The following is a 25538-nucleotide window of genomic DNA, read 5'->3' on the forward strand; positions in this document are numbered from 1 at the left end:
TTTTAGCTTGCTCTTACCAATCAAACGCGATTCGTTCAATATCATCCTCAGCCAGATCCGTCCCAATCTGCACCTCTACAATGTGGAGATCTGTCACTGCTTTAATGGAGTGCTTCATCCCTGCTGTAATATATGCAACATCTCCCTGAGTCACATTTCGCTGATGCCCGTCCAGCAAAAGGATCGCAGTTCCAGAAATAATGGTCCATATTTCATCGCGGTAGTGATGAAATTGATAGCTAATTTTTTGCCCTGCAGATATGTGTAAATGCTTTGTTAAGGACTTCATATTATCTTCATGTATGTTATAGTCCAAAACTTTATAGGTTCCCCACGATCTTTCTTCGTACATCGGACGTTTTTCGAATTTTTCGACATACGGTTTCATAAAGGAACTCTTCCGTTTATCGGCTACCAATATACCATCTGGAGACGAAACAATCACCATGTCTTTGGCACCCAATACCAAAAGAGGCATATCAAGTTCATTAATAACCTGTGTATTTTCTGTTCCTTCTCCAGTTATTACTAGTCCCTGATTTTCCTTCACTTCTTCTGTCAAAGTATTCCACGTTCCCAAATCTTTCCATATTCCGTGATAGGAAATCATTGAAATAGAAGATGCCTTTTCTACCACTTGATAGTCAAAGCTAATCTTGGGTAAATCTCCATAGTGGTTATATACATCTTCATACGAATTGAAATTTCCATTGTGATATGCAATATCTAACAGATATCCCAATTTAAATGCAAAAACTCCGCCATTCCAGACTGCGCCTTCTGAAATTAATTTGGCTGCCTGGGATTCGGTAGGCTTTTCTACAAAACGTGAAACAAAGCGGCTATCCTCGCTAGCAAATCCTCCAGGCAAAATATATCCGTATTTTTCAGATGGATAGGTGGGCTGGATTCCCATTAAAACCAAATCGGAAATACCCTTTTCTACATTTCTCCCCATTTTATTTAAAGCCTCGAAATAGCCCAATTCGGCATAGGGATCCACAGGGAGAACAATTACGATCTCATCCCGGTCACATTGCTTTTTATACTTCAAATAATATGCTGCCAGAACAATTGCTGGATATGTGTCACGACGAACTGGTTCAGCTACAACCTCTACATCATCACCAAGCTGACTACGAATAGGGCTCACTTGTATTTCGCTAGTCGTAACTATAATCGGCGCATCAATACCGGCCTTGCGTATTTGACGATATACACGCTGCACCATTGATTCTTTGCGTCCATCATCGCTAGGAAGAAGTCTTAAAAACTGCTTGGATCGGGCCTCATTTGAAAGTGGCCACAGGCGTTTGCCAGAACCGCCAGAAAGAAGCACTAAATGCATACGACATTATCCTTTTCCTTGTATTTTATAATGTAGCCAACCGGCTCCATATTTTATAATTGTTCGCATTCCCACATGGCCCAAACGGCAATGTTGCTCAAATGACATTGTTGATACGTTTGGAAAACCTAACGCATTTTTTTCATAGGGATGAGGACCCTTTTCTATTATATGCGCCAAAAAATGGGCCAGCCGTTGTTCTTCATCAAAGACATAATCAGATCGAAAGGGTGGCTCTCGAAGCATAGCAAGATACTTTTCATCATCCCTATCCAACTCAATAATTTTCTCAATCAAGCCTTCAAAATCTTCCCCATAATCATTGGCATTAATAAATGCTTTAGGATTAAACTGCTCGCAAACATCCGGATTTCCCCAATATATCGGAATGGAATATGCCTGAAAGGGATGATAAAGCTTTTCTGTAGTGTACCCGCTCAAAGAAGTATTCTCAAAAGCTATAGTAAACTTATATAGTTGCAAAAATTTTAATTTTGTTATAACCCAATTTTCGTTTGCCACCCTACGTTCGCCTGTAAGGTTACGTGTATATCGATCTTCTAATCCTACATCAATATTGTGTAATACGCTACCAGGACAATCCACCTGTTTATAGCGTGACAATAGTCGGCAGAACTTTGTACGCAATCGGGCGCCTTCGCCGGAATTTTCATTAAAATAAACAAAGTTACAAAATTTTCGTTGTGTCATGCTCGAAAGAGCACCACTTCTATCCTGAATTCTGGGCGATACTGGCTTTCCGACATTCCCTATAATCTCTCCAGCTCGGAAGTGCCTATCTCCATAACTTAAAGTATGGTAGTCAATAGCATAATCACAATCGTTAAAATTAGGCAAAACAGGCTCACCACTGATGCAAATTTTCACTGCATCCAGATAGGTTGTAAATGATGTTCCAAAGTTACCATAAAATAAAAACTCAGGCTTATCTGAAAAAATAATATTATAATCTTTTTGGAGTGCTTTTGTAATGTAATTTTCTCGGCAATTAAACTCAGATGGCATGTCAACAAACTTAATCAAAATGTTTTTTTTCATAGAAGCCCCTGCTTAAGTTTTCAATTTCTGGCTTCCCATGCCTCTTCAAAGGCAAAAGAAACATTGTGGATATCAAACCCTTTTGCTCTGACGCTCTCTATTCCACGCCTTCTTTCTAAGGAAGTCTTTACTTTCAAGCCAGTCAGCCATGGTTTATATCCGCCATTGATAGGTAAAAATTTTATATTTTGAGAGCACTGGACTTCGGGGGGCACCCCCTCCGCACATAAGACAGGCAACCCTGCACACTGGGCCTCCACAGCAGCAATGCCCAGTCCCTCAAAATGGCTTGGAAACATGAATACATCCATTGCACAATAGTATTTTTCAGGCATGCTGGTTGTCCCTAACAATAAGATATTTCTTTCAACACCGTTCTTTTGAGCTTCGGCAAGCAGACGGTCTTTATCTGGGCCCTCACCTATCAGCATAAGAACTGCGTTGGGATACTGTTTTAAAATTTCAGGCAAAAGTTTTACAAGAAATATCTGGTTTTTTTGATAACACAAGCGGCCAACATTTCCGATAATAAACGCATCTGATAGACCCATTTCTTTTCTAACTTTCTCACGGATTCCTTCGCTAAAACGAAATCGTTCAGTATCAATACCGTTTGGAATAAAGCGAAACGGTTTTTTCTGTAGGCTACTTTCTGAAAATAGAAACTTAGCAGCTTTACTTGAACATGCCCAAAAATCTGTGACAAATTCTGAATAATAGTTTTTGGAAATTGTATGTGCAACAAGTTTAAGTTCCTTTGTAACACTTCTGCGTAAATTTGTATTGTGGCTATGGGCAATTCTCCGAGGCACACCTGCATTTTTTGCGATGAAAGCATACCTTAGTGCAACTGCATGAAAAAGATTTAAATGTAAAACATCGTACCGCCGTGCTAAAAGTATTGAGCGGAATCTACGTTCATTTACCAAAGAATGCTGATGTCCTGAAAGCTCATGAAAATTTATATTTAGTTTTTCAAGTTTAGGTGTAAACACACTATCTTTTATTTTTTCTGCCACTAGATCGACTTCAAATCTAGATAAATCCATGTGACTTAATACATTTGTGAGAAAGGATTCTATTCCTCCGGATTCCCAAGTTTCACAAAAAAGGCATATTTTCTTTTTCACAATTCACATTCTCCAGCTATACACAGTTTGTACCCTTTTGCACTTTTTCCAATTGTATTACTAATGGAGAAGAAATTCAATCCCTTCATATTACACAATCTTCAGCTTGTATTGGATAATGAGGTCGTCAGATAACGATATCCCTGAGGAGTCGCTTCTACAGAAAGAGCAGCGACTCTTTCTTTGCGTGGCGGAGTGAATGAGTGGATAAGAAGAGTGCGTAGGAAATCTAACGGAGTTATGTTCTGTAAAGAAGCATGAGGAAACTATGACAGAAAATTTGAACCAAAGATTTCGTCATATGATGTAGATATTAACGAGAACGACACGGTGCTAGGCGCTATAGTGTTTTCTAACGGTCGGGGTAGCAGCGAAGAGCTACTGTTATTGTTTTGAATGTTTGGATGTCTGAGTGTCACAAAAGGTGATCTATTTGTAGAAATAGAAGCCAACGTCATAATATTTTAGGATCTGTTGACAGAGTTCCGCGTTGAGAATTTGGCTTTGTCAACAGATCCTTTCTGTGCATATAAATATTTTATGGCTCATGAGCAATAAAATCCGCATAGAGGCATAGTACCTCGGAAAGGTCTTGATAACCGCAGAGGCCAGCCACCTCTTCGGCGGGATGTCCTGCCTCCAACAGGCGGATTGCATAGTCGTGCCGGAAGTCAGTCAAGCTCAGATGGTTCATGTGAAGCGGCCGCAAGAGGTTCCGGGTCAAATAAAACAAATAGGGAACAGAGAGTGGACCCTGTTTCTGAGTGGTGTGTACGACATAGGCATCCGGGAATTCGACCCGCTCTGACAGGTAAGCGGCCAGATCTTCGGGAATAGGAATCGAACGGCCGGAGACATGCGCTGTCCTGGAGACGAGGTCGACATGCTTCCATTGTAGTAAGCGGATTTCCTTATAATGCAGGCCGAGTTGCCACGCCAAGCGAATAATCAACACATCTGGATAGCGCTCCATATGGAGCAAGTGAGACATAAGCTCCGGAGTGGGACGACTGGCGGCGATTGGGCGGAATTTTTCAGGCAGCATAAGGGGCGGAGCGGATTCCATGAAACCGGAACTAACAGCAAATTGGCGTATTTGGTTTAGAAGGGCAATGTGTTCTGGAAAGTTCTTGAGGCTACGGTGACTGTGCCGCAGCGCGCGCTGATAGTCTTGTACACGGCGCTGATTGAATTTACGCACATCGGAAAAGCCAAGCTGAGGCAAGAGATCTTTTATAAGGTAGGAGCGATAACGCTCCATCTGATCCGGAGGGGTATGGCCTTCTATACTGGATAGCCAGAGGGGAGCGAGCTCTTTTAGCAGGAGAGGCTTGGGTAGATCTTCAAACAGGCCGGAGGCATCAATCGCCCTGCTGACGTAAAAGTCTAAAATACCATAAAGAATACGGGGATGAAACTGAAAGCTGGAGGGAGCCCCACCCTTCTCTAAATAGTATACCCGGTATTGCTCCAGCATAACCCCATCCAGAAGCTGAAGATCTGTCTGTCCGAAATAGGGGAGAAGCGACCGCTCCAAAATGGAGTAGTAACGGCGGACGGTGGCTGGTTCGTTTTGCTCGGAAAACGAAGAGAGCCATTGTGGAACAACTTCCGCCAATTGCAGAGGAGGAAGCTGATATCCAAATAAATCTGGGGCGACCTTTGGGCTACCCAAGGAGACACCGTAGGCTACAAATGCGTGGAGAATGGGGAGATAGTCCCGGCGAAACGCCGCAAGGCTGACGCCACGTCGGGACAGACGTTGACGCAAATCCCCCACGACCGGCTGCTGAAGACGGTCAATTCGGTAATGGCCGGCCAAAGACAGCAGGGAAGACAGGGCATCGGAGCTTAGGGAGCCCGGCAGATTGGGTGCTGCATCCGAAAACGAGGGCATAGTATTCCTCCAGTGCTACATAGTGCCAATCAATTTTATATTATTATATCACGAATTTCCAATGAAAGAAAAGAATCGGTTGCAATATTACGCTTTCGTTACAAAGAGAGAGCATCCCTTGACGGGGGGCCCAGGCTCGTGTATATTATACACGTAAGTTCGCGAAGGGGAGGTTTCCTCCTCTCACGAACTAATAAAAATGAGGAGGAAATCCAAAATGAGAAACCTCAAGAGGGCTCTCAGCCTGGTAATGGCCATGGCCATGCTGATCGGCATGATGACCATCGGTGCCAGTGCTGTGAGCGCCAGCGATTTCACCGACGCGGATGAGATCGTCAACACCGAGGCCGTCTCCGTTCTGACGACTCTGAACGTCATCAACGGCAAGGAAGACGGCAGCTACTTTGATCCCACCGGGATCGTGACCCGCGCCGAGATGGCGAAGATGATCACCGTGGCTCTGCACGGCGGCGAGGAGCCCGTTCTGGGCACCAAGACCAACCCGAGCTACTCCGACATCAAGGGCCACTGGGCTGAGTCCTACATCGAGTACTGCACCAGCGTGGGCATCATTTCCGGCCGCGGCAACGGCAAGTTTGACCCGGCTGCCACTGTGACTGTGGCCGAGGCGGCCAAGATGCTGCTGACTGCCCTGGGGTACGATGCTGCCGTGTTCGGCCTGACCGGTTCCGACTGGCAGGTGAACACCGACGTACAGGCCAACAACGCCAAGCTGTATGAGGGCCTGCCTGCCAGCGTTACCACCTCCGATGCTCTGACCCGTGACAACGCCGCCCAGATGCTCTACAATACTCTGGACGCCTACATCATGGAGAAGACCTTTGACAAGGTTCTGTCCAACGGCGAGATCTCCTACAGCTACAAGCTGTCCGAGACCAAGACCATGATGAGCGAGAAGTTCGGTGTGGTCAAGGTCGAGGGTGTTGTCACTGAGAATGAGTTCACCGAGGGCTCTGCGCTGAAGGGCAAGACCACAATGACCGTCACCAACGGCGATGTTGGCAGCACGAAGGGTGAGCAGAGCGTCTTTGCCAACGGCACTCAGACCTTTGCTGTCACCTCTGGCGCCGATGTGGTCGGCAAGAGCGTGACCCTGTATGTGAAGCCCGCCAAGAACACCAATGCCGCCTCCAAGGCGACTGTTGTGGGCTCCGCCATCATCAACAGCAACAATACGGTCTATACCACTGCCAAGGCTCTGGTTGACAACTCCAGTAAGTCCAACGACATTACCAAGACCCTGAAGGCCGAGGGCCTGAAGTTTGATAACAGCAACGATGTCACTCTGTATACCAACTATGCTGACAGCACTCTGAGCAACCCTGCTACTAGCGATCTGGCATCCCTGTTGAACACCAAGGGTGTTGAGGCCCAGTACATTGACAACAACGGTGACGGCATTGTAGATGTGGTTGTGAAGGTCATCAAGGCTTTTGGTAAGGTCACTGTCTACTCCGACGCTAAGGACGGTAGCCTGAGCATCTCCAAGCTGGGTAAGTACGGTGCTGACGGCCTCACTAGCGGTGCTGGTCTGTCCACCACCGACGCCAACGAGGATGTCTATGACTTTGCCAACCTGGGCGTGGCCAAGAATGACTATGTCTTCTACTATGAGGTCAACGGTGGCATGTGCTACGTCGAGGCCGCCAAGTCTGTAACCGAGGACATTACCGCGACCAAGGGTGACAGCATCTATGCCGGCGATACTGAGTACGGCACCTCCGACCTGGCCAGCACTACCGACCTCTCTGCTGAGACCGGCGCTCAGGCCACCCTGGTTAGTGCCGTGACTCTGGGCGAGGAGGCTGTCCTCTATCTGGATGCGGCCAACAGCGTGGTCTACGTGACCGATGCCGAGACCAGCAGCTCTTACCTGATGGTTACTGCCACCGCCCTGAGCAGTTACAGCGATAGCGTGACCGCCCGCGTTGTCTTTGAGGATGGCACCACCGGCGAGATCGAGGTCAACAAGCTGGACACCACCACTGTGAATGGCACTACTGCTTCCACTGTCCGGAACACGCTGGAAAGCCAGAAGATCGATGCCAACACCACTGCTAAAGTTTACTCCTACACCAAGACCTCCGACAATACCTATAACCTGACCACCGAGACTACTGCTGTTGGAACTCAGGCTGCCGTTGACATTACTAAGGGCAACCCCACCGTTGTGTCTGGTCAGATTACCGCCAACAACGCTACCAAGTTTATCCTGGGTGACGCGGATGGTTACAGCGCCTACACTGGCATCAACAACGTGTCCAGCAAGGAGGACACCTCCGTGTTTGCAGTCGTGGGTACCAATAAGGTCGCTAAAGTCCTCTTTGCCTACGGCGGTACTGGTGCCGAGAACGCAGACAACTACATGTACGTCCTGAACAAGACCCCCTATGTCACCAGTGACGGCAAGAACGACGTTTACAACTATACTGTCATTCGCAACGGCGAGGTGACCACCATTGAGGGTACTTCTGCCTCCGTGTTTAGCGCCGCTGGCCTGAACAAGGTCACTCTGAAGGGCGACAAGGCCAACAGCGCGAGCACCACCGGCGCTCTCATTGTTGCCTCCGGTAAAGCTACCACCGCTGGCGATGGCGTGCTGGCCATCAATAACGGTACTGGCTACTTCTACGATGAGAACACCGTGTTTATCCTGATCACCGGTAACGGTAAGGATGATGTAAATACCTCCGCTAGCGTGGACAGCATCATCACCGAGGGTGGCGCTCAGGATACCATCTCCATCCTGGTGGATGAGGATAACACCACCACCGCTCAGTACGTCTTCATTGAGCGCGGCTAATCCGGCAAGATACATAGACGTAACTAGAGGCTAGCTCTGATTTCACCCCCGCGCTTCGGCGCGGGGGTGTGTTTTTATCCCTTATTGTACCTATGCAGCTACACCTACGATCTGATATAATAGAAAGAGAATATGGAATTTTATCTCAGGAGGTGCCTGCATATGACAAGTTACACGCAAAGTGTATTCTTTACCTGGGGACATCTGCCCGGAATAAAACTATCACTCCTCTTACTGTTGCTGGCATTCCCGCTCCTTTATTGCTTCTATTGGGATGCGTTTGAGAGCAGCGGAGTTGTGCAAATGAAGGGGGTGTGGAAAAGACTTCCGTACGGGAAGCGAATCCGCGTGTCGGCTACAGTGGCTGCCTATGCATTGCTGCTTCTGGCTGGCATACCGCAGACAGGCCTACTGCAATCGCTGGACTTCCTGGATTGGGCCGCAGACTTCTATTTGAGACTGGAGCCGTTGCAGGCTATCGGAGTACTACTGGCGGCACTGTATGCCAGGGTACTTCATGGAAGTCGGTACGAATATCTCCAAACCATCAACTTCGTGACACGGCTTCCTATTTTTCTCTCTGTGTTCTCGACTCTCCTGGTCGGTCAGATTCCGCTCGTTTGGTACAATGTTCTGTGGTTTCTGCTGGTGGGCGTGATTTTTGCTTGGTTGGAGCTGGCCGCACTGCGTCCGCCCCCCGTCGGCTTGCCAACAACGAAGAATCTGTTTGACCCTGTTGCCGCTTATGACGGGCTTTTGCCGCTTCGGCAGGCGCAGGCCGACAAATTGGTCAATATTATCCGTAGCCAAAATTCCAGTGGCACCTCAATTTGCGTCTCCGGGCCGTGGGGGTGCGGAAAGACTTCGTTGATGTTGGGCGCGTTGGACAAGCTGCGCTGTGAGGGAGACTCGCGAAGTAATGAAGTCCTCTTTATCCGTGCGCTGGAGTTGGATACGCTGACTGCCCTGTTTACCTATGTGTTCGGTCGGATTAAGGCTATGCTGAAAGAGCGCGGAGCCTATGTCGGAGCCGGGAGTGAGTGTCAAAAGCTACTGGCCTCGGCGGGTGGCTTGATTACAAATGAGCGCATCACCTCTCTGCTTGAATGGAAGCTTTTCCACACTGCAGAGGATTACCGCAGCCAGCATGACCAGCTAGAGCAGCTGATATGCGAGGTCTTTAAAGATGACAAGCTCATCATCGTGGTGGACGATATTGAGCGGTGTGCGCCGAAAAAGGCACTGGAATTTCTCTTCTTTATCAAAGAGTTTGCGGTCATGCGCTGCTGTATCGCGGTCTTTCTGACGGATTATGAGCATCTTCCAAACCCGACCGGGGGGGCGGCTTCCGACGCATCACCGGACTTTTATGACAAGTTCTTCAATTACCGGCTCAATCTTGCGCCGATTTCCCCACTTGATGTAATACGCGTCCAGGAAAGCGGCCAGGATGCCAAAAGCCACTGGGAGAAGGTTGAGCCTTTATCTGTTATTTACCAGCGAATTAGGAGTATATTGACCCGTCGTTCAGAGGAGTGCCTAAAACATGCAGAGGACGTAGCAGAGGGGGCGGGGTGGGCAGAGCAAAGCAAGAAAAGCACATATTTATCTAAATGTGTGGAAAAGCTTGATGAATCCATGTCCCGGCCGCGTCCGGTAATAAAAGTCTGTGAAGCCTATCGAAATTGGGCGACACAGCTTCAGGAGATCTATCATAGGGTTCCGGCTGATCAATTGGACTGCTATTTTATCACAATCCCGCTGGGGGAGAGCCTCTTTTTCCTGTCCTATCTTGAGGCGTGTTTCCCACAAGAGTTCGACACACTGGTGCAAGGGGATGCCAGCATCTATCTGGATGAGCTTTCCGAGTGCAGTGATGAGGAGCCGAGGCCCTTCCTTGCTGAACTGATGCGTGAAAGCTTACTCCCGAAGGAGGGGTTACTGCCTTACCGCGATTACCGCCAAGAAAAAGGACGCCGCTTCCTCCGCATCCTGCTCCGCAGTCCACAGAGCCTGCCCGAAATCATGGATGGATTCACCTCGCAGGAGGAGGCGTGGTTCAATGCCGTACGGGAACGCAACATGGACGTTATAGCGGCGCAATGGGTTGAAATCATAAACGCTGTGGTGGAGTCCTACCCTAAACTTTTTGATGGCAGAAATCTGCTGGATACTCTGCTTCAATTCGGATGGGAGCAGGTGCGGGAGGAGCGCTGGGGCGCCGATATGCTCTTCCAGCTTTTTGACTTCTCCGTCTTGAGCAGGCACTATCTGGTAAGCGCCTCTGGGGTAGTCCCCTTTGTCGACGCATTCACATCTACCTACGACAGCGCTGGTGGAATTGAGCTACTGACGGGGCTGCCTCAAAGATCTCATCAGCTTGCCGTCTCTTTTGCGCAGAATTATCTCTACCAGTTCGGCACCCCGTTCACTCGGGTGCTGGATTACGGAATGGAGGAAAAGGACTCAAAACGCTTTTTCCGCATGATAGAGATCGTCTCCGCAGAGAAGGATTTCTACAAGATCCTAGATCGCTTTCTGCAGAATACCCGGTTGATTGAGCCATGGCTTGAGCGTATACCAGAGCCGCTCCATGGGGCAGACGGGCTGGAACGTCTTGCTCACAGTGCGGAGGCGATTCTTGCGGAGAACGGGTTTTCTGGCTATGATGATGTCCGGTGTGAATTGGCGTGTATGTGGACAACCGTCGCAGAAATCAAAACGCTCCTCCGCCTGCTCGACGAGCTTGAAGCTACCCTCAAGGAGGCTGAACGCGGCTTTCTCATAGGTGACCTCAGCCTTGAGTCCCTGCCCAAGGTCATCCGCAGTCTTAGCGAACGTGTCCGCGCCTCAAACGCAGCGCAGGATGGCTACCTCCCGGAGGATTTGCGCAATCTTTTTGAATTCATTAATTTGCTGAATCCGGAAGAGGCTGAAGCGCTCCCGGATGAGTTGATTCCCCAGCTTCAAGCACTGGCGTCGGACTTCGCATCGGCCACCGGTTTCCCGGTTCACGCCTTCCGGAACGTACTATTGAGGCGAATCCGCCGCAGCACGCCCAGGGAGGAATCCTTTGTTTGACAGAACAGGCCGTCTGGGAGTAAAATAAAGCGTTATATTATCGGAAAGGGTGCCAAGAGGCATGATCAAAGAGAATCAGCGGATGCTGAACTACCTCAATGTATTGCTGGACGGCCTGATTCTGTTTTTTGCCATGCCAGTATCGTTTGTCATTCGGTTCTTCGTGTTGCGCGGAGGCGTAATTACAGTCCCGTTTGCCTCCTATCTCTGGCTCGCCGCAATTCTGACCCCGGTCTATCTGTTTACCTTTGCCGCCTTCGGCCTGTACGAGTCCTTCCGAAAGAAGCGCCTTTATCAGGAGCTTGGACGGCTCTTCTGGGCCTGTACGCTGGATATGGTGCTGCTTCAGACCGCCCTGTTTCTGGCGAAGGGAGTTCACTTCTCCCGCGGTACGCTGGCAATCTTCTTTGTCCTGTCCTTTGTGGGGCTTTCTGGGAAGAGGTATGTGCTCCGGACGCTTTTGCGATACTACCGCCAGCGCGGCTTCAACCAGAAGCACGTCGTTCTGGTGGGAGACAGCGTCATGGCCAAGCGATATCTGGAGACCGTGCAGAGCGACCGGGAGCTGGGCTATCTGGTGGACGGATATGTGGCCAACCGCGCCTCGCTTCACGGGATTAAGTACTACGGCGGTATCGGCGCTCTGGAGCGGGTGCTGGAGCGGTGCCAGCCGGACGAGGTGGTGGGTGCGCTGTCGGCTGAGGACTTCCGCTATACCCCCGTCCTCATCGAGGCCTGTGAGAAGGCCGGTGTAAAGCTCTCCATAATTCCCTTCTATGCGGAATATATGCCCTCCAATCCACAGTTTGACGATCTGGACGGAATTCCTCTGATGAATATCCGCCGCATTCCGCTGGACAACTGGGTGAACGCGTTTTTGAAGCGTCTTTTGGATGTTGCGGGTTCGCTGGTACTGATCATCTTCTCCTCCCCACTGATGCTCATCGCCGCGGTCGGAGTCAAGCTCTCCTCGCCCGGACCGGTGATCTTCACTCAGGAGCGGATTGGTCGGAATAAGAAGCCCTTCCGAATGTATAAATTCCGCTCCATGAGGGTCAATGACCGGCAAGATACCGGCTGGAGCCGCGACCGGGATGACCGCAAAACCAAATTCGGTGCCTTTATCCGAAAGTGCTCCATCGACGAGCTTCCGCAGTTTTTCAATGTACTTAAGGGCGACATGAGTCTCGTGGGGCCGCGCCCGGAGGTACCCTACTATGTGGAGCAGTTCAAGGATGAGATTCCCCTTTACATGGTGAAGCACCAGGTGCGCCCTGGCATCACTGGCTGGGCACAGGTCAATGGGCTGCGCGGGGACACCTCAATTAAGGCGCGTGTCGAGCACGATATTTTCTATATTGAGCATTGGACACTGGGGTTCGATATCCGAATTTTGTTTATGACCCTGTTCAAAGCACTGATCAACAGCGAAAGATTGACGTAAAGGTGGAACGACATGAGTAAGAAGCAAAGCAAAGCCGCCCGCAGAAAAGGGCAGGCAGCCGTTGGCCGCCAGGGCGGTGCGGAGCAGCGGCCGATTTCGGAGGCTGCCGCTCCGCAGCCGACCATCCCAGTGCGCCAGTCGCCTCAAGCCCCATCTCCCGCGCTTGACCGCAAGGCCCTGTTGTGGTTCCTCATCCCAGCCGTTCTGCTCTTCCTTTTCCTGGCCTTCCAGGGGGGAGGGGATGACCGTGTGCTGGCAATCGTGGCTGCGATAGCTCTCGTAGCCTGCTCTGTGGGGAAAACTCCCATCGCCAATATCGCCCAACGACTTTCCATCCCCGCGCTGGTGGTGTGCGCCTACCTACTGCTGAACGCCGCCGCTGGTCTGTACAGCAAATTTGGAAGCTTTGCGGCCCCCGAGTTCGGCAAGATCTTGGCCTCCTTCTGCATCTTCGCCATTCTTTTGTTTCGGGTAAAGCAGGGCTGTGGCCGTCAAGTCGCCGCGGTCCTAGCCACCCTCACTGCCGCCTTCTCCCTGATCAGTATTGATGCTGCCTCCCTCAAGCTGTTGAGCGGTGTCTATATCCGTATTCTGGACGCGTTGGGCTGTAGCTATGGCTCCATGAGCACCGGCTACGAGGCGGGCATCCGCATTACTGGTATATTTGGAAACCCCAATGTGCTGGCCGGGATTTTGGCCTTCGGTGTATTCCTGGGCCTCTATCTGGTCCTGACGGCCAAAAGCCGACGCGGACTTCTGGGTTGCGCCCTGCTGTTGGAGGTCAACGCGCTAGGTTTCCTGCTGGCCTTCAGCATGGGTGCAATCGGCATGTTCCTCGTCTCCGTGGCCATCTACTTGATTTTTGAGGCACGTGATCGCCGGTTACCCCTGCTAGTTTTGATGCTTGAGACCGCAATAATCGGCGTGGTGATAGCCTTTCCCTCTTTCGCGGGGCTGGGTAGCAGCGGCGGAGCGGCTTGGCTTCCCGTCCTGGCCGGACCGCTGGGCGGCGTCCTTCTTTGGCTGCTTCATGGCTGGCTCGGAGTGCGGCTCGGCGAGGCGCTGAACCAGCGGCCCCGCCTCGCCCTGGGTGCCGCCGTTGGCGTTGTACTCCTGGCAGTGGGTTACGTTCTCCTGGCCTTCAATGTAACCGGCCCCTATCAGCTCCAGCCTGGTGAGATCCTGCGCCGCTCGGTCTATCCCAGCGGCGGCGAGTACCGCCTGGAAGGTGACTGGTCCGGCGAGGTCATGGTGACTGTGGAAAGCCAGAATGATTCGCAAACCATCATGCATACCAGCACCATGCTCTATCAGGGGGGGCTGGCCGAGGCGGTGTTTACCGTTCCAGAGGACAGCAAAGTGGTCTACCTGAATTTTATCAGTCCGCAGGGGGCAGTTCTGGATCAGGTGTCACTGTCAGGCGGCGAGCAGGTGAAGCTGGGATACCGTTTCCTTCCCGGCTTTGCTGCAAACCGGATTCAGGGCCTTTGGGCGAATCAAAACGCCATCCAGCGCACGGAATTTTTCCGAGACGGTCTGCGCATTTGGCAGAAGAGTCCCGTCATTGGCAATGGCCTGGGCAGCGTAGAAGGACTGGTGACCAGTGTCCAGCAGTTCTACTATGAAAGCCGCTACGTCCACAATCACTATATTCAGCTCCTGGCTGAGATGGGGCTTCCTGGGCTGCTCTGTTTCCTCGCTGTCATCGGCGCAGCGGCAGTAACGCTGCTCAAACGCCGTCGGGAGGGTGAGGGCGACCCCCTCCTCGCCGCTCTGGCCGCCTGTCTGGCCATGATGTCCCTCCACGCGGCGGCTGAGGCGGTCTGGTCAATCAGCGTCTATCAAACCTTTGCCCTATCCGTCCTGGCGCTCCTGTGTGTCGTCTATGGTCAGCCTGTCGCCAAGCTGACCGGAAAGGGAATTGCGTGGATCTTCTCCCTGCTGCTCTGGGGCGTTACACTCATATTCGCTTGGTTTTTGGGCGGCAATCTCTCCGCGGAGTTGGAATACAGCCAAGTGAAGGCGGGTACCCGTCAGCAAACGCCGTACACCATGACGCAGCTGGCACGCAAGGATCACTATAATTGGGCCCAATACAAGCTGGACATGGCCGTAAACGCCTGTGACTCTGAAGTCCCGGAGTTTGCTGAGACTGCTGCCACATATGCCATCCAAGTTCGGGAATTGGGAATCTATTCGATCAATTATAGCCTATCTGCTTATTTCTACAGCACCTTGGGTCAATGGGATCAGTTCTTTGCGGCCACCCGTGAGGGGATCTCCCAGGCGGCCTCTCGTGCAAGTGCCTGGCAGGAGATCTTCTTCCTCTATGAGGGCTTCTTCCCTGGCGAGGAAGCGGAAAATGCCGCATGGTATGCCCAGCAAGTGCTTATGTTTTATGATATGCTCCAGCAATACAATGATGGAAGAATGGAACAGATTACCCTGGTAGACCAGAATATGACCTTTATTCAACACATGCAGCACCTCGCTGGTGTTCGCCAATAAAAGTATGCCCCTTAGTATTCCGTTTGGAGTTTGAGGGCCTCGCCTTTTCTTTGTAAGCGTAAAATAAAGGAAAAAACACAAGGGCTGGTATTGTTCCGCCCTTGTGTTTTAATTTAGCTCTGCACTTCTCAGTTGCCCGGATAGATTACCTTGTTGGCGGCAATGCGGTATAGCCAGGTACGGAAAGATGCCCGCTCCGCCTGATAGCTAGGCAGAGAGTGCAGGACTGCGATGAAGATGGACTGGGGCAGGTCCATAGCGTCTTCCTTGCTTCCGATCTGGCGGTAGACAAAGCGGTAGATCTCGGCATAGTAGGATTGAATCAGCTGTTCCGCTGCCTCCCGGGAGTTTCGCCGCTGGATAGCCCTGATCCATGTCTGTTCCCGCTCCATCGCCTCACCGCCTTTTACAGGTATATTCGTATTTCAGAGTACCATCGTTTCAGAAAAATAATTGAAATCATAAAAGGGTCATGTTACCATGGAAACAACAAAAAGCGAGTAATTCTGGAGGTGAAAGTATGACCGCGGCAGAGTTTATAGCCGCATTTGCGGAAGAAAGCAAGAGCTACAACATCTTTGAACACCACGAACTGATAAAAGCGGTCAAGGGATGCGACGAAGCATTGAAAAGCACATTTTTCCCCAAAAATGAAACGCTCCCCTGTCCTGATAGCTGCAGTGAACTTGCGGTCAAGCTTGTCTGCTATACCATCACAAAGATTACAGACTATGGCTTTAACAAGTGCATCAACGGGATATCCTATCCCACTGTAATCGGAACGCTGCTTTGCGGAAACGATGCGCTGGGTAAATGGGTACTGAGACGCTTTATCGACAAAATGATAAGCCCCAGTGATTTGACAGACGACTTTAAAGCTGAAATTTTTACCATCATTACAACAAGTCATTATGTGTTAGGGACTATCCTTGAAATCGAATCAGGTAGCCGGGAAAAGGCAGTCCTGTTGTTTAGATTTGTAAAAACCTACATGCCGTCAAGATATAAGGAATTCTATTCTGCATTCCCTTCCGAAAAACAAAACCTGATTGAGGCACTCGCTCAAACTCCCTATTTTAACAGCTACGCCAGCGATGACAGGCTTTATCTTGATATTAAGGACGATGTGTCCACTGCGATCAAACGGCAAACTAACATTCGAGACTATACTATCCGACAGGAGTCCCATGGGTATTTTTGCGCCGGAGAGGCCTACACCGTACCTGCCATTACTGAAACACATCACGAATACGATGTGGGCGAAGCTGTGCTGAAGTGGCTGAACAGTAATATTGTGTGTCAGTACAATCTGCGCAGTGAATATACCTTGAATAACCACATCCATAACTGTGAGAGCCAAAGGGAAAATACCGGAACAGGCTGTGTAACTGCCCAAACTCTGATTACGATGTCCGATGGCATGACGAAGCCCATCATCAGTCTGCGCTCGGGTATGAAAGTACGCAGCGCAGGTGGTATTTCTGTGCTTTCGGATGAGTTTATTGTAAACCGCCGGCTGAGAACCCTGTACGGGATCAACGAGTTAGAGCCATTTATGTCGCCAGAGCATGCGGTGATGACTACTGAGGGCTGGAAAAGTCTTGCCCCCGAACAATCCAACCAGATCAACTCCTATTATAATGTAACTCTGCTGCGTCGGGGCGACCAGGTATTTACCCTGGAGGGGACTGTGCGGGTAGAGAAAATTACAGTGGCACAAGCGAAACCAGAGGAAAATTTTACGGGATATGACCTGCATTTTATCAGTGGAGAGAAATCCTACTACGCCAACGGACTGTTGGTGCTGCTGAATTATCCCGACATTACACTGGCGCGGCTGATGCGGGCCCTTGAGGGGATGGAGGCCGGGCGCCGCCGCCGCTTTCTCACGCTGTTTCAAACAGAACGGGACCTTTTTGACGAGTTGCTTCCAAACGGATTAACAGCTTATTTTGAGGAGTGTGCATATGAAAAGTTTAAAGACGATTTCGATGAACTGCTTTAAAATTCACACGGCCAACCGGGAATTTTCCCTCTACGGAGGGCTGCTCTATCTGGACGGCACTCCGGTACAGAGCTATTTTTCCAAAAATATGTTCTATTGGGAGGCAGAAAAGGAGCGTGGAGCTCTCTATCTGTACCATCATGGGCTGATGGCCCAAGTAGTTCTCCAAAAAGACGGAGTACGGGAAATACATAACGCCTCCACCGAGCAGCATTACACCATCAGCTACCGTCAGCAGGGAAAGTCCGCCGATGCTGTGGTGGAGGTCTGCTTTGGCATTTGTTTCGATACCAGCCAAAGGTCCCATTACTACTGTGGAGTAATCTATAATGGTAAGGAAATCATTTGCGTACCCAAAACGGACAGGGAGAAGATCAACCAGCGCATTATGTCGGTGGATGTCACCGAGCAAGGCCTGCTCCATATTGTGATTGACTCCAGCGGCTACAAGGATATGACAGCCGGGTTCCCAATTTCCCAGTTGGACATGGTGTTTGACGCCACCTATAACACCTGCAATACCACGGTCACAGAGGGCGAGATCAAGGTGGAACAGTGCCAGGCCAACTTGGACCTGTGGGAGATGCAGCAGGTTTCTCCTACCCTGAAGGGCAAACTGCGGATGAAATACAACAGCAAGTTCGACTTGGGGGAGCACACCATTACTATTACGGTTGACAGCCTGAAGAAGAATGGCGGTGATCACTACTACGGCAGTGTAGATTATGGGCAGACCCAGATTGTTGCCATCCCCTCTACCGACGAGGCAAAACTGGCTCAGGATATCTTTTCCTGCGAAATACTTGCGGGGAAATGGAAGCTCTCCGCGAAAGGCCTTTCCTCTTTTGAAAGCGGCTGCTACGCCGATTCTCTAACCGTATGGGAGGATTCCCTGCGCCCTGCCTTTGTATATGAAAAAGTGTCGCAGATCGTCAAATACTCCGCCACAGGCCATATCAGGCTCCCCCAAGCACTACAAAATCGGGACCGGCGTTTTTGTGTGGACAAGCTGGCTGTTGCCCGCCTGAAGGAAAACTGTCTTGCGAACGGGTTTGATACGGCCCCTCTTTCCGTGGACGATTTATTTACCCTGTCTGCCCCTCCACAGATGCAGATTGAGGATCCAGACAACCCAGGCCAATATCTGACGGTGGATGGTCAGCAGCACGTGCATCAAAAGTCCACCGAACTGTTAAGCTGGCTGGCCGCCTACTATACTGCCGGTGTGGAGAGCAGCGACAAACAGCTGACCTACGCTGACCTCTACGGATATACCAAAGACTATGCCAAAACTCAGATCATCCAGGTCAGTCCTGCCATTATTACGGAGATTGAAGCAGAAGTAGATGAGAAGGGCAGGAAATATGTAGTAGAATTCCTCAAGATGTTTTCAGATATTATCTTGTCCAGTTCCTACGCCAGTTCCAGCAACAAATATATCCAAAAAGGGTTTGCGAAGGTGACCAAGCCGGTAGAACGCTGTCAATACTATATGGCCAATAATCATCCGGGCGCGATGCAGCATGAAAAGGGCTATCAGGTGGCCATGAGTATTATCGACCGCTATGTCTATATGAGCCTGGTTCCTCGTCTCAAGGATTATTATGGGGAACAGTCCGAGCAATGGGCGGAAGATCTCTATTACGCCGCGCTGGACCGACTGGTCATGCTTCAGCTACAAACCATCGGCGGCAGCAACCGCGGCACTCACCTTGCAAAAATGCTGTCGATCCTGGACAGCCGGAAGCATGTTTTAAGGCAGTCACAGCACGGTGATCCGGTTAAGGACGACGATGGCAAAGATGTAGAAATGCCTTATGGCGCGGCTCTTTATGCCCAACTGTTCAATATGTCGCTGTCTGAGGTGGGCAACAGCTTTCAGGGGCCGGATAGCGAGGCAAATTTTTTTAAAATTATGGAGATCGTGTTCGGTGACCTGTATGACAAAATCACTGGCGGCCAGCCCTCCGATATCCCGGAAGATGTGTTCAAAGAGCTGCAAAAGATCCTTGAGATTGACCGGGATATCTTTATTGTCGATCAGCTTTGCCAGTTGGAGGAGTATCTGAACTTCTCCATGCTCACAGCGGACCTGGTAAGCTCTATTGTCAAATACGGTGCGGCAACAAATGTGTTCGGCAAGATTACATTCTGTGCCATGTACGCGATGATTGGTGCCTCTTTCAGTTCAGTCTTTACACAGTGGGACAGCCTGACGGATGCTGAGAAAGCTGAAGGCATTCTTTCCTGTATCTTTTGCATTGTAGGTGTGGCGCGGGAGGCGGTCACCTGGAGATCGGTCTCCCAACTGGTTGACCCCAGCACCCCCCCTGACATACGGACCCAGGCGGCCTACCGTCTGAAATACGGAGGCACAGACCTTGAGGCCATCAAGAACGTGATCCCCCAAGACCCTGCCAACCCCTATGATCTGTCCCAATGGCTGAATTCCGCGTCAAAGCAGTATTCCCTGGATATCCATGATCCGTCGGGTGTGAAGGTAAAGCTCTCCTTCTGTTCCAAGGTTTTCGTTTGTCTTGAGATTTCGTTTCGGGTGATGAATGTGTTGCTGTTGGGGTATGCGTTTATTATGTCAACCCTGTCTCTGGCAGAGTTGTTTAAGTACGATTACTCCGAAGCTTTGCGTGCGGTTTCGGTTATCAATACCATATTGCTGGCTGTATCTTTTGTGCTGGAGTTGGCGGATATGGGGATTCGCATTGGAATTATCACAGCTTCTGCACAGATTGCGTCCGTGATTCCAGGCGTTGGCTTGGGAATCATGCTGCTCGCGTTTGTGTTTACCATCGCCGAACTGATTCTGAAGAAGGACGAGGTCAAACCTCCAATCCAGCTAATTATTGAAGAACATTTGGCTAAAACTGTGGCAGCTTTGCCTGAGCCTCCGTCGGATTGGGAACAGGCAAATTTGGCGTTGGCCTGATATTATAGCAGTATCCAAAATTATTAACATTGATCGGTGAAGGACACAGGGACGGAGCCCCCTGCTCTACTAGTGAAATGTTATACACGATCATCCCAGAAATCTATCCCTATCTGCCCATGAAAAATTCTGCTTATCGCGAGAACAAGTAATGCAGTAAAAAAGCAAGTGACCGATTCAAAATATCAGTCACTTGCTTTTACTGTAGTGTATAGTAACTATTCAGCCAAAGCAGGTCTAGCGTAAGCATAAAAATGAAATAAAAACACAGAGGCGAGGGAAACCCTCGCCTCTGTGTTTCAAAAGGATTTAGATGCATACTATGTCACGCTGTCCAGGATAGATTTTTCTTGCTTTTTTGCAACCTTTCCAACCCAGGTGCTGGCCGCAGCGGTCACAGAAGAACATAGCGCCCCTCATCCTCAGTATGAACAAATGGCAGATCAAGATATCCGGCACACCTCCGGCGCTTTCTCCGGCAGCAGTTGCTCCGCCCATCCGGGTCCGGAGGCCGCCATTGTCGGCAAGCTCTGCAGCACCCACACCAGATAACGGTACGGGTCCAGCCTGCTCTCCTTTGCCGTCTCAATCATACTGAAGATCACAGCGCTGCCCTGTGCCCCGTTGGGCGTATTGGCAAACTGGAAGTTCTTCCGGTCCATTACGAAAGGCTTTATGCTGCGCTCAGCCCGGTTATTGGAGATTTCCAGCCTCCCTTCCTCCAGATACCGCCTCAGGTATGGCCACTGCTCCCGCAGATAGTGCAGTGCTTTGCCGAGAGCAGACTTTGGCGCTGCCTTCTTCGTTTCCGCCCATGCCAACAATGCTTCAAGAAGGGGCTTGGCCCGTTCATGCCGTTGCTGGTACCGCTCTTCCACAGTTAAATTGGAAAATTCTTTCTCCAGGGCGAACAGGGCATTGCAGTACCGCTGGCCCTCCAGCGCCGTACTCTCCGCTTGCTCCTGTTTGGGCAGAGACTTCACCGCCTCGTCAAATTTTCGCCTCGCATGCGCCCAGCATCCCACCACCCGGATCCGCTCCGGCAGGCTGTGGTAACCGGTGTAACCGTCCGCATGGAGCCGCCCGGTAAACCCTTCCAAAAACGTCTCCGCATTCCTCGGTTTCCGGTTGGGGCTGTACTCATACAGCACAATCGGGTGTTCCGCATCCCAGCCTGTTCTGTACAGCCACATATAACTCTTACTCCGAGCGGATTTCCCCGGTTCCCGCAGAACCTGCAGCGCCGTCTCATCCGCATGGAGTACATCCCGCTACACCAGTTTCCGGTGCAACTCCTCATACACCGGTAGCAGTCAGTCCTCCGCTGCCCGCAGGATCCAATTAGACATGGTCTGTCGAGAGAGTTTTACCCCCTGTCGGTTCCATTCCTGCTCCTGTCGGTACAAAGGGGAGCCCATTACAAACTTCTGCACCATAATATGGGCAATGGCCTCCGCTGAGGCGTGACTGCCGGAGATAACGGGAGTTGCCTTCTCAGTTTTCACTACCGGCATCTTTATCTCTTCTTCCTTACAGCGCTTGCAGGCGTATGTATAGTACCAATCTTCCCGGATCTTTATTTGTGCCGGGGTCATTACCAGACTGCGCCGCACTTCCTTACCAATCTCGCTCATTTCCGTTCCACAGGTAGGACATACCAATTCCTCCGCCGGCAAACGGTGCTCCACCACCTCCACCGGCACATCTTCCGGCAAGACCTCCTCCAGCCGAGAGGAACGTTTCTGCCGGGTATGGGCAGAGCCACAGTGGTTGTTGCCTGTGCCCTTTTCTCCGTGGGCCGCCATGCCTCCGCCTCGTTAAACAATAGGCTCAGTTGCTCATAACCCTCTTCGCCACGGAGAGCTGATCGGACAAATCGCATCACAGCAAGGATCTTCCCAGCATGGGAAAGTCTTTTTATCTCAACGCAGGGAAGGATCAAATGCGCATTTATGCGCAAATATCCGGAGTGGTAACGGTTGGTCTGGGGAGAAAGTGTTAAGTCCCAAGGAACAGGCGGTTCTGCCCATTCTGCTCAATAAAATGCCCGAAAATACGCATTTTGAACCTAAAATAGAGATACAGCACCCTGGGGCACAGGGGTGGAAAATCTTTTTTGAGCCGGATATCAGGGGTTACAGCCCATTGTCGGAAAACTGGCATCACGTTTGCAATAAGACAATGGCAGTTCCCGGTGAACAGGGATATGCAGACCGGTCTCACTGCAAACGTTGAAGAGGAGGATCTACAGATGGAAAAGCAACGATTTTACATGCAGCCGTCGGTATTGATCAAGATCCTGGTATGCGCGGCAGTCATCGCCGCCTTCTGGTTCGCCCCGCCGGTGGCCCCCCTGACCGAAATCGGCATGCGGGTCATTGGCGTATTTATCGGCGTGATCCTATTGCTCTCCCTGGTGGACACGGTGTGGCCCGCCATGCTGGCCGTGGTGTTGCTGGGCCAGAGCGGCGTATGCACCATCAATGAGGCCATTTCCGGCTCCATCGGCAACTGGATCATCTATTTTGTGCTCATGAGTTTCATCATGACCCACGCCCTCAACGAGTCGGGCTTCACCGACCGGCTGGTGGCCAAGTTCATGAGTATGAAACTGGTCAGTAAAAGCCCCTGGATCTTTACCATCTCTCTGGGCGTGCTGGGTATGCTGCTGGGCTGCTTCATGGATCAAGTGCCCGCCACCGCCTTCATGCTGGCCTTTGTCTCCCGCATCTACAAGGAACTTGGCTACACAGGCAAGGACTCCTACCCCCATGTGGCCAATATCCTCACGGTGTTCGGCGTCAACGTCGGCGGGGCCATGACCCCCATCTCCCACTCCCTGGCCATTCTGGGCATCGGCATCTATGAAGGAGCCACCGGCAACACCCTGAGCCTGTTCAGCTATCTGGCCTTCGGCGTACCCACCGGCCTGATCCTGTTTGTGCTGCTGTGCATTGTGGTGCGGCTGCTCTCTCATCCCGATATGTCCAAATTTAAGGATTTTAAGGTGGAGAACGTGCTCAAGAAGCAGGGCCCCATGAGCCTGCGGGAGGGCACCACCGCCGTCATCTTCTTTGTCACCGTCATTATGTGGATCCTGCCCGGCATCCTGACCATGATCAGCGACGCGGCCTGGATCGCTACCTTTAACAGCCTGGGCATCACCTTCTGGGCCATTCTCTCCGTAGTGGTGATGGCGGTGGTCCAGATCAACGGCAAGCCCCTGCTGGACGTGAAGACCGTGGTCAACCAGAGCATCAACTGGGGTATCCTGCTCTTCATCAGCATCGGCGTCTATCTGGGCAGCGCCATGAGCGCCGAGTCTACCGGTATCGTGGCGGCCATCCAGCAGAACATCACCCCCCTGACCCAGAGCGTGGCCCCCATCGTGGTAGTCTTCCTCATCGCCGCCGTATCCATCATCATGACCAACTTTGCCTCCAATGTGTCCACCATCACGGTGATGACCGGCGTGGGCGTGGCTCTGGCCATGAGCAGCGGCGGGGCCATCAGCCCGGTGGGTATCGCCCTGGTGACCACCATGTGCGGCTCCTGCGCCTACCTGCTGCCCCCTTCCTTTGCCACCATTGCCATGCTCCACGGCCATGAGTACAGCAGCCGCAACAAGATCTACCTGTTCGGCATCCTGATGATCGTCATTACCTCCATTGTCATCGGATTCATCGGCTATCCCATCGGCTGCGCCCTCACCGGCGGCTGATAGAGACAAAAAAGGACCTGCCGCCAAGGCAGGCGGCAGGTCCCCGCTCAGGTTCCGTCCTCCCGGTCGCTCCTGCGGTAGCGGCGGGGGAGATGGTACCGGCTCAGCTTGCGGATGAGGGTGGACACGCTGATGCCCAGCCCGGCGGCGATCTCGCTGAGGGTGCGCTCCTCGTCCAGATGGCTGAGCAGCACACTGGCCTCCAGCCGCTCCATGGTCTCCTTCAGGGTGTGGGCGCTGTCCAGGTTCACCGTCGGCTCGGACGCTCCGGCCAGCTCCCGGGGCAGATAGTCCACGGTGAGCACGTCTCCGGGACAAAAGACATACATCCGCTCCACCACGTTGTTCAGCTCCCGTACATTGCCCGGCCAGGCGTAGTTGGTAAAGATGCGCTGTACCCGTACGTCCAGCACCTTGCGCCCCCCGTTGGTGTGAGCCAGCCGCTCCAAAGCGTGGGCCGCCAGGGGAATGATGTCCTCCTTCCGCTCCCGCAGGGGCGGGATGTGCACCGGGATCACGTTGAGCCGGTAGTACAGGTCCTGACGGAAGCGGCCAGCGGCCACCTCCTCCTTCAGATCCCGGTTGGTGGCGGCGATGATGCGGGCGTTCATGGGCAGCGCCTTGACGCCCCCCAGCCGGAAGAAGGTCCGGTCCTGGAGCACGGTAAGCAGCTTTACCTGGAGCTGAAGGGGAAGCTCTCCGATCTCGTCCAGGAACACGGTGCCCCCGTCGCCCAGCTCAAAGATGCCCGGCTTGCCGTGCTTGTTGGCTCCGGTGAAGGCTCCCGCCTCGTAGCCGAAGAGTTCCGACTCCAGCAGATTGTCCGGGGTGGCTCCGCAGGAGATCTTTATAAAGGGTTTGTCCGGGCCGGAGAACTTGTGAACCATGCGGCAGAACACGTCCTTGCCCACCCCCGACTCACCGGTGATGAGGACGGTGGACTGGACGCTGCCGATGCGGTAGGCCAGCTCCGCCAGCCCCCGCATCTGTCGGCTTTCCCCCACAATGTCGCAATCTTTCAACATCACCTGCAGCTCCTCCAGACGCTGGTGGAGCTTCTGGCTGGCCTCCTCGTGCTGCTTGACCACCTCGTCGTAGCGCAGGTAGCTCAGCTCCAGTTCCCGCCGCAACCCGGTCAGGTCGGTCATGTCCCGCAGGTTGGCCACGATGCCCCGGAAGGTGTCCGTCCCCTTTTCGTAGAAGGGGAGGACCGTGACCATGATCTCCTGATTGGTGTCCGCCTGGTAGCGCACCAGCTCTGTGATGGGTTGCCTTGTCTCGAACACTTTGATGGACATCCGGGCAAGAGGACGGCCAATTTGGATCAATTCAAAAATGTTTCGGCCCAAAATACTCTCTTCAGAGAATCCGGTCATCTCGCAGTAGGCCCGATTCACATAGGCGATGGTTCCCGTCTCATCGGTATATGTGAAGCCGTCGTAGGAGGTGTCCAGGATCTGGTCCAGCACGCCGCTCTCCACCAGCCGGTCAAATTGGGATTTATCCATACCGCGCTTCCTCCTTGTTTCTGTGGCGTCTGTCAGGTTCTTATTGTATCACTGCAAATTCAGTGCCAA

The 25538-nt window shown here is 51.7% G+C and carries 14 protein-coding genes and 1 pseudogene; 7 read left to right on the forward strand and 8 right to left on the reverse strand.

The window, feature by feature from the left end; translation table 11 throughout:
- Window positions 1-13: 13 nt before the first annotated feature.
- The 4 genes from ACESY8_RS08880 to ACESY8_RS08895 all read right to left on the reverse strand — a co-directional run bounded on the left by ACESY8_RS08880 (window position 14) and on the right by ACESY8_RS08895 (window position 5434).
- Window positions 14-1348, reverse strand: a complete 1335-nt coding sequence (locus tag ACESY8_RS08880; protein ID WP_195306859.1) for a sugar phosphate nucleotidyltransferase — start codon at window positions 1346-1348, stop codon at window positions 14-16.
- Window positions 1349-1354: 6 nt separating this feature from the next.
- The gene (locus tag ACESY8_RS08885; RefSeq protein WP_412242501.1) at window positions 1355-2407 is read right to left on the reverse strand and encodes a glycosyltransferase family 10 domain-containing protein; all 1053 of its coding nucleotides are present in this window, start codon (window positions 2405-2407) and stop codon (window positions 1355-1357) included.
- 20 nt (window positions 2408-2427) lie between these two features.
- Window positions 2428-3537, reverse strand: coding sequence for a glycosyltransferase (locus tag ACESY8_RS08890; RefSeq protein WP_196011572.1), 1110 nt, complete (start codon window positions 3535-3537; stop codon window positions 2428-2430).
- 538 nt (window positions 3538-4075) lie between these two features.
- The gene (locus ACESY8_RS08895) at window positions 4076-5434 is read right to left on the reverse strand and encodes a tyrosine-type recombinase/integrase (protein ID WP_498794709.1); all 1359 of its coding nucleotides are present in this window, start codon (window positions 5432-5434) and stop codon (window positions 4076-4078) included.
- A gap of 217 nt (window positions 5435-5651) precedes the next feature.
- On the opposite strand from ACESY8_RS08895, the gene ACESY8_RS08900 reads away from it, so the two are divergent.
- From ACESY8_RS08900 to ACESY8_RS08915, 4 genes are all read left to right on the forward strand, one after another.
- The gene (locus ACESY8_RS08900) at window positions 5652-8258 is read left to right on the forward strand and encodes an S-layer homology domain-containing protein (protein WP_498794710.1); all 2607 of its coding nucleotides are present in this window, start codon (window positions 5652-5654) and stop codon (window positions 8256-8258) included.
- Window positions 8259-8420: 162 nt separating this feature from the next.
- Complete coding sequence (locus ACESY8_RS08905; protein WP_196011566.1) at window positions 8421-11339, forward strand: P-loop NTPase fold protein; 2919 nt, start codon at window positions 8421-8423, stop codon at window positions 11337-11339.
- A gap of 61 nt (window positions 11340-11400) precedes the next feature.
- Window positions 11401-12783: an undecaprenyl-phosphate glucose phosphotransferase gene (locus tag ACESY8_RS08910; RefSeq protein WP_196011564.1), complete on the forward strand. Its 1383-nt coding sequence runs from the start codon at window positions 11401-11403 to the stop codon at window positions 12781-12783.
- Between the two features lie 12 nt (window positions 12784-12795).
- Window positions 12796-15291 carry an O-antigen ligase family protein gene (locus ACESY8_RS08915; RefSeq protein WP_196011562.1) on the forward strand — a complete coding sequence of 832 codons (2496 nt, stop codon included), beginning with the start codon at window positions 12796-12798 and terminating at the stop codon, window positions 15289-15291.
- Window positions 15292-15419: 128 nt separating this feature from the next.
- Here ACESY8_RS08915 and ACESY8_RS08920 read toward each other — a convergent pair whose 3' ends face one another.
- Window positions 15420-15683, reverse strand: a complete 264-nt coding sequence (locus ACESY8_RS08920) for an RNA polymerase sigma factor (RefSeq protein ID WP_196011560.1) — start codon at window positions 15681-15683, stop codon at window positions 15420-15422.
- Window positions 15684-15811: 128 nt separating this feature from the next.
- Between ACESY8_RS08920 and ACESY8_RS08925 the strand changes: the two genes are divergently transcribed.
- Both ACESY8_RS08925 and ACESY8_RS08930 read left to right on the forward strand, forming a co-directional pair.
- Window positions 15812-17296, forward strand: coding sequence for a Hint domain-containing protein (locus tag ACESY8_RS08925; protein ID WP_196011558.1), 1485 nt, complete (start codon window positions 15812-15814; stop codon window positions 17294-17296).
- On the forward strand, window positions 17259-20240 hold the full coding sequence (locus tag ACESY8_RS08930) for a hypothetical protein (RefSeq protein ID WP_196011557.1): 2982 nt from the start codon (window positions 17259-17261) through the stop codon (window positions 20238-20240). Before ACESY8_RS08925 ends, ACESY8_RS08930 begins: the two co-directional genes overlap by 38 nt.
- A gap of 443 nt (window positions 20241-20683) precedes the next feature.
- Here ACESY8_RS08930 and ACESY8_RS08935 read toward each other — a convergent pair whose 3' ends face one another.
- Both ACESY8_RS08935 and tnpC read right to left on the reverse strand, forming a co-directional pair.
- Window positions 20684-20833 carry a transposase domain-containing protein gene (locus ACESY8_RS08935; protein WP_243270848.1) on the reverse strand — a complete coding sequence of 50 codons (150 nt, stop codon included), beginning with the start codon at window positions 20831-20833 and terminating at the stop codon, window positions 20684-20686.
- Window positions 20828-22045, reverse strand: a pseudogene (tnpC, locus tag ACESY8_RS08940) (IS66 family transposase); the annotation flags it as partial. The pseudogene tnpC and the gene ACESY8_RS08935, both read right to left, overlap by 6 nt.
- A 446-nt stretch (window positions 22046-22491) precedes the next feature.
- On the opposite strand from tnpC, the gene ACESY8_RS08945 reads away from it, so the two are divergent.
- The gene (locus ACESY8_RS08945; protein ID WP_196011920.1) at window positions 22492-23961 is read left to right on the forward strand and encodes an SLC13 family permease; all 1470 of its coding nucleotides are present in this window, start codon (window positions 22492-22494) and stop codon (window positions 23959-23961) included.
- A gap of 47 nt (window positions 23962-24008) precedes the next feature.
- On the opposite strand, the gene ACESY8_RS08950 is transcribed toward ACESY8_RS08945, so the two are convergent.
- Window positions 24009-25469 (reverse strand): sigma-54 interaction domain-containing protein, encoded by a 1461-nt coding sequence (locus ACESY8_RS08950; RefSeq protein WP_196011922.1) that lies wholly within the window; start codon window positions 25467-25469, stop codon window positions 24009-24011.
- Window positions 25470-25538: the final 69 nt, after the last annotated feature.

Source organism: Clostridium sp. ATCC BAA-442, assembly GCF_964239415.1.
GTDB classification, from domain to species: Bacteria; Bacillota; Clostridia; order Oscillospirales; family Oscillospiraceae; genus Flavonifractor; species Flavonifractor plautii.